A 14,463-nucleotide genomic window follows, 5' to 3' on the forward strand; every position below is an offset into this window, starting at 1 on the left:
GCAATTAATTAGGCAAAAATAGGTAATATTGTAAGCCGAAATGGAGTTTAATTTGATTCGTATAAGACATGTCTGTTGAGTTACTTGGTAAGCTCCATTTTTTTCTGTCGGTTGTTTTGATTGGCCTCTCATCCAGTACATGGGGCCAACCAACCTATACAATCAGCGGCTACATCCGTGATGCACATACAGGCGAAACGCTGGTAGGGGCTAGCTTACGGCTAAAGGCGGAGCCGGCCATTGGCACCCGTACAAATCATTACGGCTTTTATTCGCTTACCCTTGTTGGAGGACCTCACGTACTCGTTGTCTCGCATGTCGGGTATGAGTCGCATGAAACGACCGTCAGCCTGAGCGAGGATAAGCGTGTAGACATCGATTTGTCAAGAGGTGAACTGCTGGACGAAGTGGTGGTAAGCCAGCCGGCAATCAATGAGCAGGTGCGGAGCCCGCAAATGGGGGTGGCTCGCGTGGATGTCAATGAGATTAAGCACGTGCCGGTGTTGATGGGCGAAAAAGATGTTTTAAAAACGATTCAACTATTGCCCGGCGTACTGGCTGGAGGTGAAGGCAGCAGTAACTTCTTCGTGCGGGGCGGGGCGGGCGACCAAAATTTGATCCTGCTGGACGAAGCTATGGTGTATAATGCATCGCACCTTTTTGGTTTTTTCTCAACGTTTAATTCCGACGCTGTCAAAGATGTAAACCTCTATAAAGGCGGGATGCCTGCCCAGTACGGCGGGCGTTTGGCGTCGGTGCTTGATATTTCCATGCTCGATGGCAACAAAAGGCGCGTTGGGATGGAAGGGGGGATAGGGCTCATCGCGTCGAGATTGAAGATGGATGGGCCGATAGCCGGCGGCCGCGGATCGTTTATGCTCAGTGGGCGCAGGACTTATGCCGACCTCTTTCTGAAGTTTGCGGATGACGAAAGCATCAACAATAGCCGCTTGTATTTCTATGATTTAAATGCCAAGGCCAATTACCGGATAAACGATCGAAACACCCTTTTCATTTCGGGTTATTTCGGCCGGGATGTCATGGGATACGCCAGTCTCTTTGGCTTCGGGTGGGGGAATGCGACCGCTACATTGCGCTGGAACCATGTGTTGAATAGCCGTTTGTTTTCCAATACGTCTTTTATATACAGCAACTTCAACTACCATGTCAATATTGACAACAATGACCTCAATTTCGCAATAGCTTCCCGTATCCTGAATTATAATGTCAAGCAGGACTTTCAGTTTTTTCAGTCCAACAGGAGCACGTGGCGTTTCGGCGTCAATTTACTCAGACAGGAAATTTCCCCGGCGAATATCGATGCCGGTGCAAATTCGTCGGTCAACAGCCTCCGGCTTGACAGCCGGAAGGGAATGGAGCTTGCAGGATACCTTTCGCATGAATGGAAACCCACGGATCGGCTGAGCGTTGTCTATGGACTACGAGCCAATAACTTCCTGCTATTGGGGCCAGGTATGTTTTACGGATATGATGCTGATGGCGATGTGTTGGATGGTCGGCGGTATGAACGCGGCGATGTCGTACAATATTATTTCAATCTGGAACCGAGGCTATCGATGAGCTATCAATTGCATCGCAACAACAGCGTGAAGCTATCGTACAACCGCAATGTCCAGCACCTACACCAGCTAACGAATTCAACGTCCAGCCTGCCGACGGATGCATGGGTGATGAGCAGCAACAACATCAAGCCACAGATGGCCGATCAAGCGGCAATTGGGTATTACCAAAATTTTTCGGATGACCGCTATGAATTTTCGGTAGAATCGTATTATAAACGAATGCAAAATCAGATAGACTACCGAAATGCGGCTGATTTGCAGGCCAATGAACATATCGAGGCGGAACTGCTTTACGGTATCGGCAGGGCCTACGGTGCAGAATTGTTGCTGAAAAAACGGGAAGGCCAACTCAATGGCTGGCTAAGCTATACGCTTTCGCGGAGCGAGCGGCGTTTTGATGATATTAATCAAGGCAACTGGTTTGCTGCGCGGCAAGACCGTACGCATGATGTATCCGCAGTGGCCATGTACCAGTTATCACCTGCGTGGAATATCTCAGCCACATTTGTATACAGCACGGGCAATGCGGTGACTTTTCCGAGCGGCAAATACAGCGTGGATGGCCGTACACTTTGGTACTACACGGAACGGAATGGATACCGGATGCCCGATTACCATCGGCTGGATTTGGGTGCGACATGGGAGTCAAACGTGAGTAAGCGTTTCAAATCGAGTTGGACCTTCGGTATTTACAACGCTTATAATCGTAAAAACGCGTATATTATCGACTTCCGGGAAAATGAGCACAATCCGAACATTACAGAAGCGTATCGGATAGCCTTGTTTGGCATCATCCCATCGGTCACATGGAATTTTAAATTTTAAACAATGCACAGGTACCGTATTATTTCGATTGTCTTGTTTCTTAGCTTGTCGTGGAGTTGCGAAGATGTGATTGATATCAACCTCAATGATGCTCATCCACAATTGGTTATCGTCGGGGAAGTCAACAACCGGACGAATCGCCAGCAGGTGACCATCAGCCGTACGGTGGCGTTTGACAGGGATCGTCCTTTTGACCCTGTGTCTGGTGCAGATGTACACGTGTCGAGTGGAAGCGGCGGGGTTTTTCATTTCATTGAACAAACCCCCGGTATTTATATCGCTAACAATTTTCGCGGAAGAGAAAACGAACGATATGAGCTGCGTGTCCAGTTAGGGGGGGAGGTATTTACGGCGGTATCGACGATGCCGACCTTGGTCGTCGCAGATTCCATCGGAACGGCCCTGCGAAACATATTCGGCGAGGAGGAGAAACTAATCACGCTTAAATTCCAAGATCCACCTTACATCCCCAATTATTACCGTTACTTGTGGAGTGTCAATGGCGCCCCTTTCGAAATGGTGCATGTCGCCCAAGATAAATTTAACGACGGAAGATACGTCAGTGAAGACCTTATCGATTTTGACCTTAAATTGGTCGCCGGGGACTTGGTGACCGTCCAGATGCAGTGTATCGACAAGGCGACATTTGATTTTTGGAACGCTGTACAAACGACCAATCCCGGTACGGCCGCTCCGGCCAACCCGCCTTCTGTATTCGGCGAAGGGGCTCTCGGCTATTTCAGCGCCTGTGCGGTGTCTGAAATTTCAACCGTGGTGCAGTAGAAAGGCGGCACATTGTTACAAAACGCCAAAAGTATATCCTTGCCCCAGCCAATATTCGATGGCACGCGGCAACGCATAGGACACACGCGGGACAGCCTTTATGTTGTCGTGAAAAACCACGATGGAGCCGTTGCGAGCGTGATTGATGACATTCCGCAGGCATTTTTCAGGAGCAAGCTTGGTGTCAAAATCACCGCTAAGAACATCCCACATGATGATTTCGTAGTCTTTGCGCAATGTCGCATATTGTGCACGCGTACTTCGCCCGTAGGGCGGCCTGAAAAGATTTGTCTGCGTCAATTGCTGGCATTGCAACACATTTTCAAGGTATATTTCGTCTTTCGTCTTCCATCCGTTGAGGTGGTTGTAGGTATGATTACCAATACGATGGCCATTTTCCAGCAGGGTGTCGAATAAATCAGGATGTTTTTTAATATTTTCGCCCACGCAGAAGAACGTAGCCTTGACGCCGTAATTTTTCAAGGTATTTATGATGCCCGGTGTAACATCCGGTATCGGGCCGTCGTCAAAGGTGAGAAAAATACGTTTTTCAACACGGCCGCGATGCCAGGTAAGCGAGGGATAAAACCACTGCAAGACAAGGGGAGCGCTGACTGTGTACATAGGCTACAAAAGAAATAAATATTGACCAGATTCGGAGACTTAATGCGCATTCAATTGAAAAAAGGGCTATGAGTACGTCATGGCCAGGTACTACTAATATATTTTGATGAAGAAGAAGTTTTTACACCTAACGTATTCCGTCGCTTGTTTATGTATGATGCTGCTGGCCTCGCTGGAGGGGGCGGCGCAACAGGAAGTATCCGTTAGAACGGCGATTTCCCAAGCATTGGAAAGAAACCTGCAAGTGCGGCAGGCGCAGTTTCAACAGGCGCTGTCTGAACAAGATCTCCGGCAAGCCAGAATGAACCTATACCCGACCCTCAACGCCGGAATAAACGGTGGGTTCAATTGGGGGTTGACATTCGACCAGACTGCCGGTAGGTTGGTGACGCAGTCAGTCAGCTCAGCCGGCGGGCGGGTCAATTCGAATGCCGATTTATTTACCGGTTTTCAACGATTAAACCAGATACGGGCCAACCGATACCAATTGATGGCTGATGAAAGTAATGTAGACCGGGTTAGGAACGATTTGGTGCTTTCTGTTGTAACGACTTATCTGGAAGCGTTGACCAACCAGGGACTGCTGGAGGCTAGTCAACAACAGCTGTCCCTGTCGCAACGGCAATTGGAAGCCGCTGAGGCAAATTATGAAGTGGGTAACAATACACTCGCCGACCTTTCACAAGCGAAAAACCAGGTGGCTACGGATGAGTTGAATGTGACAACCGCGCAAAATGCGTTCGAACTTTCAATGCTCAACCTAAAACAACTGATGGAAATGGATCCTTCCGTGGAGATTACGCTTGAAAATCCCGCGTTGCCTGATGTCAATGCCGTTGAGAGCAATTACCTGGCCAACGAAGTCTATCGGCAAGCTGTATCCACTTTCCCGGATATCAGGCAGGCGCAGATGCTGTCGCAGGTCGCAAAACAGAATATTAGCATCGCACGAGGTGCCTTGTATCCGACGTTGTCGCTCAATGGCGGGATTGGTACCAACTTTTCGTCGCAGGCCGTGGATTTTTTCGGCCCTTTTGGTGAGCAGTTGCGAAACAACAGGAGTGAGTCATTAGGCCTTACATTGAGCATTCCGATTTTCAATAACCTGCGCACCCGGATTACCTTGGCCAAGGCTAAAATAGGGTATGAAAATGCGTTGGCAAGTGAGCAACTCGCTAAAAACAACTTAAATAAGATCATTAATCAGGCTGTGCTCGACCTACGTTCGGCAGAACAGCGATATCATTCTACGGAAGCCGCTTTCACGTCCGCTAAAGACGCGTTTGAAGTGATCAACCAGCGTTATGAAGTCGGTTTGGCCAATTCCGTGGAACTATTTACTGCGCAGACCACGATGAACAGGGCTGAGTTTGATCATATCCAGGCACGGTACGACCTGTTATTCCGCAGCAAGGTGATTGATTTCTACCTGGGCAATGAAATTGATTTCGAAGACTAAACAATTAATAGCAAATCATAGATAATAGATATAGATAGACTATGGCAAAGAAAAAAAACACACTTAAATATGTAGTGATTGGTGCAGTAATCCTGCTGGTGCTGGTCATCATCGCTAATAAAATGGGCTGGATTGGCCAGGGTGACGTTATTAAAGTGGCGACGGAGAAGGCGGAGAAGCGGACGGTAAACGAACAAGTGTCTGCCAGTGGGAAAATCCATCCTGAAGTGGAGGTAAAGCTTAGCTCTGAAGTTTCCGGTGAAATTGTAGAGCTTAACGTTAAGGAAGGTGACGTGGTAACCAAAGGGCAGGTGCTCTGCCGTATACGGCCCGATATCCTGCAATCGGGGTACGATCGGGCGGTGGCATCGCTCAATGCCCAGCGGGCCAGTCTGGCCGTGTCCGAACAGCAATTGAAGCAACAGGAGGCCAACTTTGTCAATATCGAGGCTACATTCAACCGAAATAAGGAATTGTTTGAAAGGAAGGTGGTATCAGCCGCAGAGTTTGATAAAGCCCGGGCAGACTATGAAAGTGCGCTGGCAAGCCTGGAGGCTCAACGGCAGAGTGTCCTCGCCGCGAGATACGGTATAGACCAATCGCAGGCATCGGTAAATGAAGCCGGTGACAATCTTGCGCGTACGACCATCTATGCGCCGGTGGACGGTGTCGTATCGTTATTGCAAGCGGAATTGGGCGAACGTGTGGTTGGAACGGCTCAGATGGCTGGTACCGAAATCATGCGTATTGCCAATATGAGCTCAATGGAAGTGGTCGTGGAAGTCAACGAGAACGATATCACGCGGGTAGCGCTAAACAACGAAGCGACCATCGAGGTAGATGCATTTCAAGGCCGGGAATTTCGGGGCGTTGTCACCGAAATAGCCAGTTCCTCTACCACGGCAGCCACGACCACGACCACGACGGCGGGGACCGACCAGGTCACCAATTTCAATGTGAAAGTGCGGATACTGTCTGAATCCTATGAGGATTTATTGAAAAAAGACCAGCCGAACCCCTCGCCTTTCCGTCCCGGCCTGTCGGCTACAGTGGATATCCATACCAAGCAAGACACCGGATTGGCTGTGCCCATACAGGCCGTCACCACCCGTGAAGCAAGTGGTCGCGATACAACAGCCGCCAATACCCCAACCGCCGACTCGCCGCACACTGCTGCGACAGGGGCACCAAAAATGAAAGAATATGTATTTGTCTACAACAATGGCACCGTGAAACAGGTGGAAGTAACCACCGGAATCCAGGATGACATGTATATACGCATTCTTTCTGGACTCAACGAAGGAGACGAGGTTGTGTCCCGCCCATTCAACGCTATCAGCAAGATTTTGAGGGACGGCAGTAAGGTGGAAAAGGTCGACCGGAATAGTTTGCTATAGGCTGCAAGCGACAGGCAACAGGTGATGGGCTGTAAGCCGATAGGCAGCAGGCCGAACGCCTACAGCCTAATAGCTTAATGCGTGTAGCCGAAGCTTATATAAAATAAATTCAAGTTGGACTGATTATAAATAATCTGTATATTCGCCTCCGAATCATACAGTGGTTGGATAAATGATCTGTCCTTTAGCTAATTTCGAAGAAGTCTATAAAACTGCTCATGGCGCTGTATATCAGTGCAGCAGGCAAAATTGTTACTGGTTGGAGTTTGCCGGAAGTACTACGGCATTCAAGGTCGGCGACTTCTTGGACTTCAAAAAGAAGATTGATGCAATCGACATTTCTGCAATGATCATTGATTCGTCGCGTACGGCAGATTTTACTATCGTGATGCCCTTTCGTACGCCTCGTTGTTTTGTTTTGACGATCAACGATGTGCTTAACCTCCGTGAGCTTTTGGATGGGGCGAAGTTTATGATCACGTTGAACAGCATGGTGCAGGCTTGCATGAAAGGAACGCCCAGCCGGGTAGCCTGACTTCGGTACCGATTCGAGCGGTTGCGGCGGCACGTTGGATACGCAACGCAACGGGAAGACTCGCTCCGCTCATCCCCCTAGGTTGCTTGTGCGCATCCAAAGATGCCTCAGGTAAGGAGAAGCATCGCGGAGATGCGGCGGCACGTTGGATACGCAACGCAACGGGAAGACTCGCTCCGCTAATCCCCGGTTGCTTGTGCGCATCCAAAGGTGCCTTAGCTTGATTCACGACCCGTCGTCAATAATTTAGACTGAATTTGTATTGTTTTTATTTTGAGCGTTTTGGTACTTTGTTTGTGTATTTTTGTAGTAACAAATAAAGAACGGCTGATGGTATTGTCCATCAGGAAAAATATAAGCATATGAAAGATTTATTGCGATTGAAAACTTCGTTGAACGAAGAGATAGAAAACATACTGAACGCACAGATTAAGGTGGAGGCACATTCTTCGTCCGTCTATCTGGCAATGTCTTCCTGGTGCGATGACCAAGGGTACGATTACAGTGCCGATTTTTTTTCGAAGCAGTCGGAGGAAGAGCGGAAACACATGATGAAGCTTTTCAACTATGTGAACGACAGGGGCGGAAAGGCGATTTCCCCGGAAATCGTAAACATTCCCGCTGACTTTGAGTCCTTCCGTGGCGTTTTTGAGCAAATGCTGGAGCAGGAGATGTATGTGACCGAACAATTCAACAACATAGCTGACAAATGCATCAAGTTGAAGGATTTTGTGACTTTTCAGTTTATCCAATGGTTTCTCGAGGAGCAAATTGAAGAGGAATACGTTGCACGGCGTATTCTGGAAATGTTTGACGTGATTGGCGAAGACGGAACAGGACGCTGGGAAATTGACAAGCATGTGCCGAAGGTGAGCTATGAAGGGTAGTTATTCTGCCGGATCGCCGGTATCGTCGGGCTGTCTTTTTTGAAAGGCAGCCCGATTTTTTTTGCACACATACGGATTAAGTACTATCTTTCGTTGTTAATTTAAATAAGGAGCGGATTCGGATTTCAAAATATTAGAAGACATTCCAAACCAACTCATCATATCCTGACGAAAAGTTGCCATCGATAGCTATACATAGGCTCCTCGTTTTTGTGTTTCTTTTTGTATCGTTGCAGGCCTTTAGCCAGCATCAGCGCAAAGAGATAAGCGGCATTGTAATCGACACGGCGGGTACTGCCCTGGCAGGTGTAAATGTGCGTCTTACGTCCATACTGGATACCTTATTGACAGTTACCAGTAATGATGGAACCTTTAGGTTTTCGGATATCATCGGGCCGGAATTCCGGCTTACCTTTAGTATGATTGGTTATAAAATTGTGGAGCGATCCTACCCGGCTACCTTCCCCGGATCGGCCATGCAATTGCTCCCAATGGTTCTGCCGCCACAGCAAACGTTGCTTAAAGAAGTCGTCATTAACCGGGTGCAACCCATCGTTATTAAGGAGGACACGGTGCAATATAATATGGATGCCTACAAGGTACGCGAGAACTCGCTGCTGGAAGAAGCACTCAAACTACTGCCCAATATACAGGTACGACGGGACGGTTCGGTGATTGCTCATGGGAAGCAGATTAGCCGGGTGCAGGTCGATAGCAAGAATTTTTTCGGTGGCGAAGTGTTGACTGCCACACGTAACCTTCCGGCTGAATTTATCCAGTCTATACAGGTCATCGATTACTATGGCGACATGGCCAATAGCACAGGCATAAAGGATACGGAACCGGAGAAAATACTTAATATCGTCCTAAAAGAAGATAAGAAGCGTGTGCTTTTTGGCCAGGTGACGGGTGGTGGTGGCACCGAAAACCGGTATATTGGCAGCATGGGCGTAAATAATTACAACGATGGGCAGGAATTTTCCCTGATTGGGTCGTTTAATAACACCAACACAAGCCTATTCAGTTACGGCGCGCCAAGCGGTGCGGGCGGCAGAGAACGGGGCGGCGCGGACTTAACCGGGATGATGGATCCGGTGGATGGGGTGAATACCACCAACTCAGCGGGGGTCAGCTATTCGGACGATATTTCGGAAAAGGTAAGTATATATGGGAAGTATACGTTTACGAACAGAAAGAACAGGACCATAAGCAATTCGGTGCTGCAGAGTGTTTTTGATTTTTATACGATCGTTAATCAAGAGGCCAGAGAGGTCAATACCGACAACATTAATCATCTAATGGCTTGGGATATAGAAGCGCAGTTGGATGATCACAATTACCTGAAAGTAAGTCCAAACATTTCGTATAGTACGGTCAATGCCCTGCATCACAGCAACGATACGATTAAAAACCAGCGGATTGTAAGCGAACGTGTCTATCGATCAGGCGAAGAAATGTCATCGCCCAACTTCGATATGGATGTCTTGTATTCAAGGAGCTTTCACAAGCCGGGACGTAAATTTGTACTGAATATGCAGGGTAAGTATGCTGCCAGGGATAAATTGGAAGACATCAACGATGTTTTTGAAAGCATGAATGCAATTACGGGGCAACCCATTGACGATGGGGCCTATGCATTTTCGCAGCAGGTGGAAAGCGACAACCAAAACCGCGTGGGCCGCTTGAAAGCCGCATACATTGAGCCTATCGACGATAAAAGTATCTTAGAGGTCAGCTATGAATACAACTATACAGCCATTGACAGCCGTCGCAGTGTCTGGGATACGAGCAGGGAAATGTTTGTAGATTCGCTGAGCCTGGATTATGCTTACTTTTTTGAAAGTAACCGCGTAGGGTTGATTTACCAAATGGAGCAAAGCAAGCGGTTCAGATACACGTTGGGATTTGGCGTACAACCGCTGCTTTTAAAGGGGCACACACTTGATGTTGACACAACGACGCAGCATCGCAACGTCAACCTGATTCCCAGCGCCGGTTTCCGGTTTCGCATCAATGACGAGACCGAATGGTCCATCGAATATTTAGGTACGAACAATCAGCCTAATTTTTCCCAAATACAGCCCATCCGGGATCTGACCAATTCGCAGAATATCATTATTGGCAACGCGGAATTGAAGGCGGAGTTTATCAACCGGATTACTACCCGTTTCCGGCAAACGAAAATGGGGAAAAACCAATTTTTCGAAGCGCAGCTCGCGCTCAATCAAATCCAGAATAAAATTGTGACCAATCGGTCGAACCCCAGCAGTACCGTACAGGAAACGAGCTTCCGCAATGCTTCCGGGTATTTTGATGCGCGGGGCTACTACATGTTTAGCACGCCGGTGTTCAACGACGATTTGCAGCTGAATATCAATGGCACCACGGATTACGTAAACAATATTTCGTACATCAATGACAGGAAGAATTTCGGTCGGAATTTTATTTATTCGCAGGCGCTACAACTGCGCTATACGTTGGAAGACGTCATTGAGACAGAATTTAACAGCAGCTACACGTTTAACCGTACACGCTATTCGTTAAGCAATTGGGACAACCGGGACGGTATCAATGCCAATTCGGTATTGTTCGGGTTGGCCGGTAAAGGCTACCTCTCCGATAACTGGGCTTTTGGCTTTGACCTTTCTCATCGACTCAATACGGGCTACAGCAGTTTCGTCAATGCAAACCCCACGTTATTAAATGCGTACATCGAGTGTACGTTTTTGCAGAATAAAATGGCGCTGCTCCGTATCCAGGGATTTGATTTGTTTAACCAGAACACCGGGGTTACGCGTGAAGTTTTGGGTACTGACATCCTCGATGTACGCAATAATCGGCTGGCCAGGTATTTTATGTTATCACTTAATATTCGTTTGCAAAAATATCCTTCTAAAAAATCATGATGCGAGCAGTAACCATTACCACTTATGGCGACGCCGATGGGCTTTCCGTCGAACAACGTCCGCTGCCGGCAATTCGTCCGAATGAGCTGCTTATCCGGGTGCGGGCCGCTGGTATTAATCGCCCGGATATTTTTCAGCGGAAAGGTAATTATCCGGCTCCGCACGGAGTCGTACAGGATATTCCGGGCTTGGAAGTGGCAGGCACTGTGGAGGCGTGCGGCACTGATGTGGTGCGATGGGCGCCGGGAGATCAGGTGTGTGCGTTATTGGGGGGTGGGGGGTACGCCGAGTTTGCGGCGGTAGACGCGAGCCACTGTCTGCCCATGCCGGCTAACCTTGATTTTTTGGAGGCCGCCTGTTTGCCGGAGACCGTACTGACGGTTTGGCACAATGTCTTCCAGCGGGGAAATTTGCAGCCGGGCGAGACATTGCTGGTGCATGGCGGCAGTGGAGGCATCGGCACAACGGCTATCCAATTGGCCCAACGCTTCGGTGCGCAGGTGTATGCCACGGCAGGAACCCGTGAGAAATGCGACTTCTGTGAGCGGCTGGGGGCTGTGGCCTGTATCAATTACAACGAGCGTGATTTTGCTGAAGAACTTGCCGGAAAACAGATCGACGTCATTTTGGACAGCATAGGCGCGCCTTATTTTGAGCGGCACCTATCGTTGCTGGCGGAGGAGGGCAGGCTCGTATTCATCAACGCGGTAGCAGGCAAATTGGTGCAGTTGAATGTCATGGCTTTGATGCAACGTAGGCTTTCCATCACGGGGAGCACGCTGCGGGGTAGAGATGGCGCCTTTAAAGCGGCATTGTGCGAGGCCGTGGAGCACCAGGTATGGCCACTGGTCGCGCGGGGACTGTTTAAACCAATTGTTCACCGCGTATTTCCGTTGTCCGCAGCATCCGACGCGCATAAATTGATGGAATCCGGTAATTTTATGGGAAAGCTGGTGTTGGAGTGCTAAATATCTTAGACACAGCGAACTCATCCAGGGAGCGGTGCTCCATTTTGACATGGGCCCTGAACCCAATACCGATAGTGGGACCAAGCCAGAAGATTTTCCGTTTTCATTGAGTTTGGAAGGACACCGGTAAGTACATGTTCGTAACTAAGGTTTCGTTAGGTAAGCCCTTTGATAATTCAAAGGGCTTTTTCCTGTAATCTGTTTGAAGTACTTGTGGAATCCGGCAAAGTTATGAAACCCGCTTTCATAGCAGATTTGCTTGACATTCATGTTGTTTTCAATGAGCAGCTTGCAGGCATGCCCTACACGTATCTCGATGAGAAACTGCGAAAAGGTTTTTCCGGTACGCGACTTGAAATAGCGGCAAAACGCATTGCTGCTCATGCCGGCTACTTCAGCCACTTCGTGCAGTGGAATCCGTTGTTTGAAATGTTTGAGGGCAAAATCATAAATATTGTTTATGCGGTCTTTTTCACCTCGCTGAAAATGGGGGTTAAACCCAACGGATGAAAGCAGTTGGATATCTTTGGAATAAGCAATTGCGGTAAGGGCTTCCATGAGTAGTAAAATACGCTTTGGGCCTTCAGAGCCGAGTAGATCTGCCAAAAGCCGTTGCACGCATTGACGGGCTGGGCCGCTAACTGCTATTCCTTGTTTGCCTGTTTGGAGCAACTGTTTGATGCCGGTATTTTCGGGTAAATCAAGAAAATCAGTTCCCCAAAAATCATCATTGAAATGCACGACACGGATATCGGCTTCCTCGCGGCTGGATGGGTCAAAATAGTTGCTGTCGAAGCTCCAGTAATGCGGCAGGTTGGAACCAATTAATACGACGTCGCCCGACGCAAAATTGCGGATGCTATCGCCAACGAACTGCGTGCCCCGTCCTTTTTCAAAATGGATAAGTTCTATCTCCCGGTGATAGTGCCAGCGGTTATTGACGTAGGGCACCGTATCACGACGCGCGCTAAAGGAGTGCGCTGGCCCTGTGCTTACTTTTAGTAACTGAGGTTTCATGCTATTGCCCGATTGGTCAGCCAAAAAAACATAATAAATAACAATTATACGAAAAAGGCGCTAATATAACTGAATACATCGCTAAGATGTTGGCAGCTTTTCTTTGCTTTCTTTGCTTTCTTTGCTTGGTCTTTGGACACTAACCAATACGAATGGGCACGATGACGAAACGACATACCTTGATACCGGTAATTTTGATAACCTCGCTGTTTTTCTTATGGGGGTTTGCGCATAATCTAAATCCGATATTGATCCCTCATCTTAAAAAGGCTTGCCAATTGTCTGATTTTCAGTCCGCCTTCGTGGATTCTGCGTTTTTTATTGCTTATTTTGCCGTCGCGTTGCCGGCTGGTTATTTCATGAAGCGGTTTGGCTATAAACAGGGTATCGTATTGGGGTTGGTTGTGTTCGCTGTCGGCGCATTGCTGTTTCTTCCGGCCGCCAACACGCGCGCATACGGCCTGTTTCAGCTGGCGCTCTTTGTTATCGCCAGCGGGCTTACTTTTTTGGAGACAGCCGCTAACCCGTATATAAGTGTCTTAGGCAGTCCGCAGACAGCTACTCAACGGCTCAATTTTGCGCAGTCATTCAACGGGTTGGCTGCTACGCTGGCGCCCTTCATCGGGGGGAGGTATATCCTTTCGGGGAAGACACTTGATGTGGAAGAACAGGCGACGATGGCGGCGAACGAGTTGGAGGCCTATTTGCAGGCGGAGGCCGACGCCGTAATCGTGCCCTACATGGTTATCGGTACCGTGGTGCTGCTGGTTGCGCTATTGGTTGTGCGGACGCCACTCCCCGAAATCGACGAAGAAGCGTCCGACATACCGGACGGCGGCATTAAAGGGCGATCCCTTTGGTCAAACGGTAATTTCGTGTTTGGCGTGACCGCCCTATTTTTTTATGTGGGGGCACAAGTCGGTGTCGTCAGCTTTTTTATCCGCTTTTCCAATCAGGTGGCCGGCGTGCAGGAGAAGACGGCGGCCAATTTGCTGGCGATTGCCCTGCTGGGGTTTATGGTTGGACGTTTCGTGGGGACCTTCCTGATGCGTTTTATCGCTCCAGCTAAACTGCTGGCTGGTTTTGCATTACTTAGTGTGTTGTTTACGGTACTGTCGGTTTGGGTCGATGGCCTGTTTGCCGTCTATGCGATGGTAGGCGTTACGTTTTTAATGTCCATCATGTTCCCGACTGTATTTTCGCTGGCTATCAGCGGTCTGGGCAAGCATACCAAACAAGGCTCCTCCGTGCTTATCATGGCCATCGTGGGCGGAGCCATCATTCCGCTGGTTATGGGAAGCGTGTCTGATCGGTTCACCATGCAGACCGCTTACCTCGTGCCCGCCGTATGCTTTGTTGTTGTGTTGTTGTTTGCCCTGCGGAATGTGAATAATAAGCGTGTGCAGCAAGTGATTCCTGCACATGGATAAGCGATATCATCAACGGCTCCATTGGGCCGTAAAACGTTAAAATAAATAG

The 14,463-nt window shown here is 48.7% G+C and carries 11 protein-coding genes; 9 read left to right on the forward strand and 2 right to left on the reverse strand.

The genetic code is table 11. The features are described 5' to 3' along the window. Nucleotides 1–68: 68 nt before the first annotated feature. Nucleotides 69–2,408: a TonB-dependent receptor gene (locus JHJ32_RS04035; protein WP_200119994.1), complete on the forward strand. Its 2,340-nt coding sequence runs from the start codon at nucleotides 69–71 to the stop codon at nucleotides 2,406–2,408. A gap of 3 nt (nucleotides 2,409–2,411) precedes the next feature. After that, complete coding sequence (locus JHJ32_RS04040; protein ID WP_200119996.1) at nucleotides 2,412–3,191, forward strand: DUF4249 domain-containing protein; 780 nt, start codon at nucleotides 2,412–2,414, stop codon at nucleotides 3,189–3,191. Nucleotides 3,192–3,206: 15 nt separating this feature from the next. Here JHJ32_RS04040 and JHJ32_RS04045 read toward each other — a convergent pair whose 3' ends face one another. Beyond that, nucleotides 3,207–3,815, reverse strand: coding sequence for a polysaccharide deacetylase family protein (locus tag JHJ32_RS04045; protein WP_200119997.1), 609 nt, complete (start codon nucleotides 3,813–3,815; stop codon nucleotides 3,207–3,209). 106 nt (nucleotides 3,816–3,921) lie between these two features. On the opposite strand from JHJ32_RS04045, the gene JHJ32_RS04050 reads away from it, so the two are divergent. The 6 genes from JHJ32_RS04050 (at nucleotide 3,922) to JHJ32_RS04075 (ending at nucleotide 11,967) form a co-directional block, all read left to right on the forward strand. Beyond that, a complete protein-coding gene (locus JHJ32_RS04050) occupies nucleotides 3,922–5,274 on the forward strand; it encodes a TolC family protein (RefSeq protein WP_200119998.1) in 1,353 nt (450 codons plus the stop codon). 41 nt (nucleotides 5,275–5,315) lie between these two features. Continuing rightward, nucleotides 5,316–6,671, forward strand: coding sequence for an efflux RND transporter periplasmic adaptor subunit (locus JHJ32_RS04055; RefSeq protein ID WP_079716665.1), 1,356 nt, complete (start codon nucleotides 5,316–5,318; stop codon nucleotides 6,669–6,671). Between the two features lie 172 nt (nucleotides 6,672–6,843). Next, nucleotides 6,844–7,206, forward strand: coding sequence for a hypothetical protein (locus JHJ32_RS04060; RefSeq protein WP_079716664.1), 363 nt, complete (start codon nucleotides 6,844–6,846; stop codon nucleotides 7,204–7,206). A 362-nt stretch (nucleotides 7,207–7,568) separates the two neighbouring features. After that, entirely contained in the window at nucleotides 7,569–8,093 is a 525-nt protein-coding gene (locus JHJ32_RS04065; protein ID WP_200119999.1) for a ferritin, read from the forward strand. A 212-nt stretch (nucleotides 8,094–8,305) separates the two neighbouring features. Continuing rightward, entirely contained in the window at nucleotides 8,306–10,999 is a 2,694-nt protein-coding gene (locus JHJ32_RS04070) for an outer membrane beta-barrel protein (RefSeq protein WP_079716662.1), read from the forward strand. After that, nucleotides 10,996–11,967: an NAD(P)H-quinone oxidoreductase gene (locus JHJ32_RS04075; RefSeq protein WP_370584470.1), complete on the forward strand. Its 972-nt coding sequence runs from the start codon at nucleotides 10,996–10,998 to the stop codon at nucleotides 11,965–11,967. Before JHJ32_RS04070 ends, JHJ32_RS04075 begins: the two co-directional genes overlap by 4 nt. Before the next feature lie 144 nt (nucleotides 11,968–12,111). On the opposite strand, the gene JHJ32_RS04080 is transcribed toward JHJ32_RS04075, so the two are convergent. Next, complete coding sequence (locus JHJ32_RS04080) at nucleotides 12,112–12,984, reverse strand: AraC family transcriptional regulator (RefSeq protein WP_200120000.1); 873 nt, start codon at nucleotides 12,982–12,984, stop codon at nucleotides 12,112–12,114. Between the two features lie 161 nt (nucleotides 12,985–13,145). Between JHJ32_RS04080 and fucP the strand changes: the two genes are divergently transcribed. After that, nucleotides 13,146–14,414: an L-fucose:H+ symporter permease gene (fucP, locus tag JHJ32_RS04085; protein WP_200120001.1), complete on the forward strand. Its 1,269-nt coding sequence runs from the start codon at nucleotides 13,146–13,148 to the stop codon at nucleotides 14,412–14,414. Nucleotides 14,415–14,463 lie beyond the last annotated feature (49 nt).

Source organism: Parapedobacter sp. ISTM3, from assembly GCF_016533505.1.
Taxonomy (GTDB): domain Bacteria; phylum Bacteroidota; class Bacteroidia; order Sphingobacteriales; family Sphingobacteriaceae; genus Parapedobacter; species Parapedobacter luteus.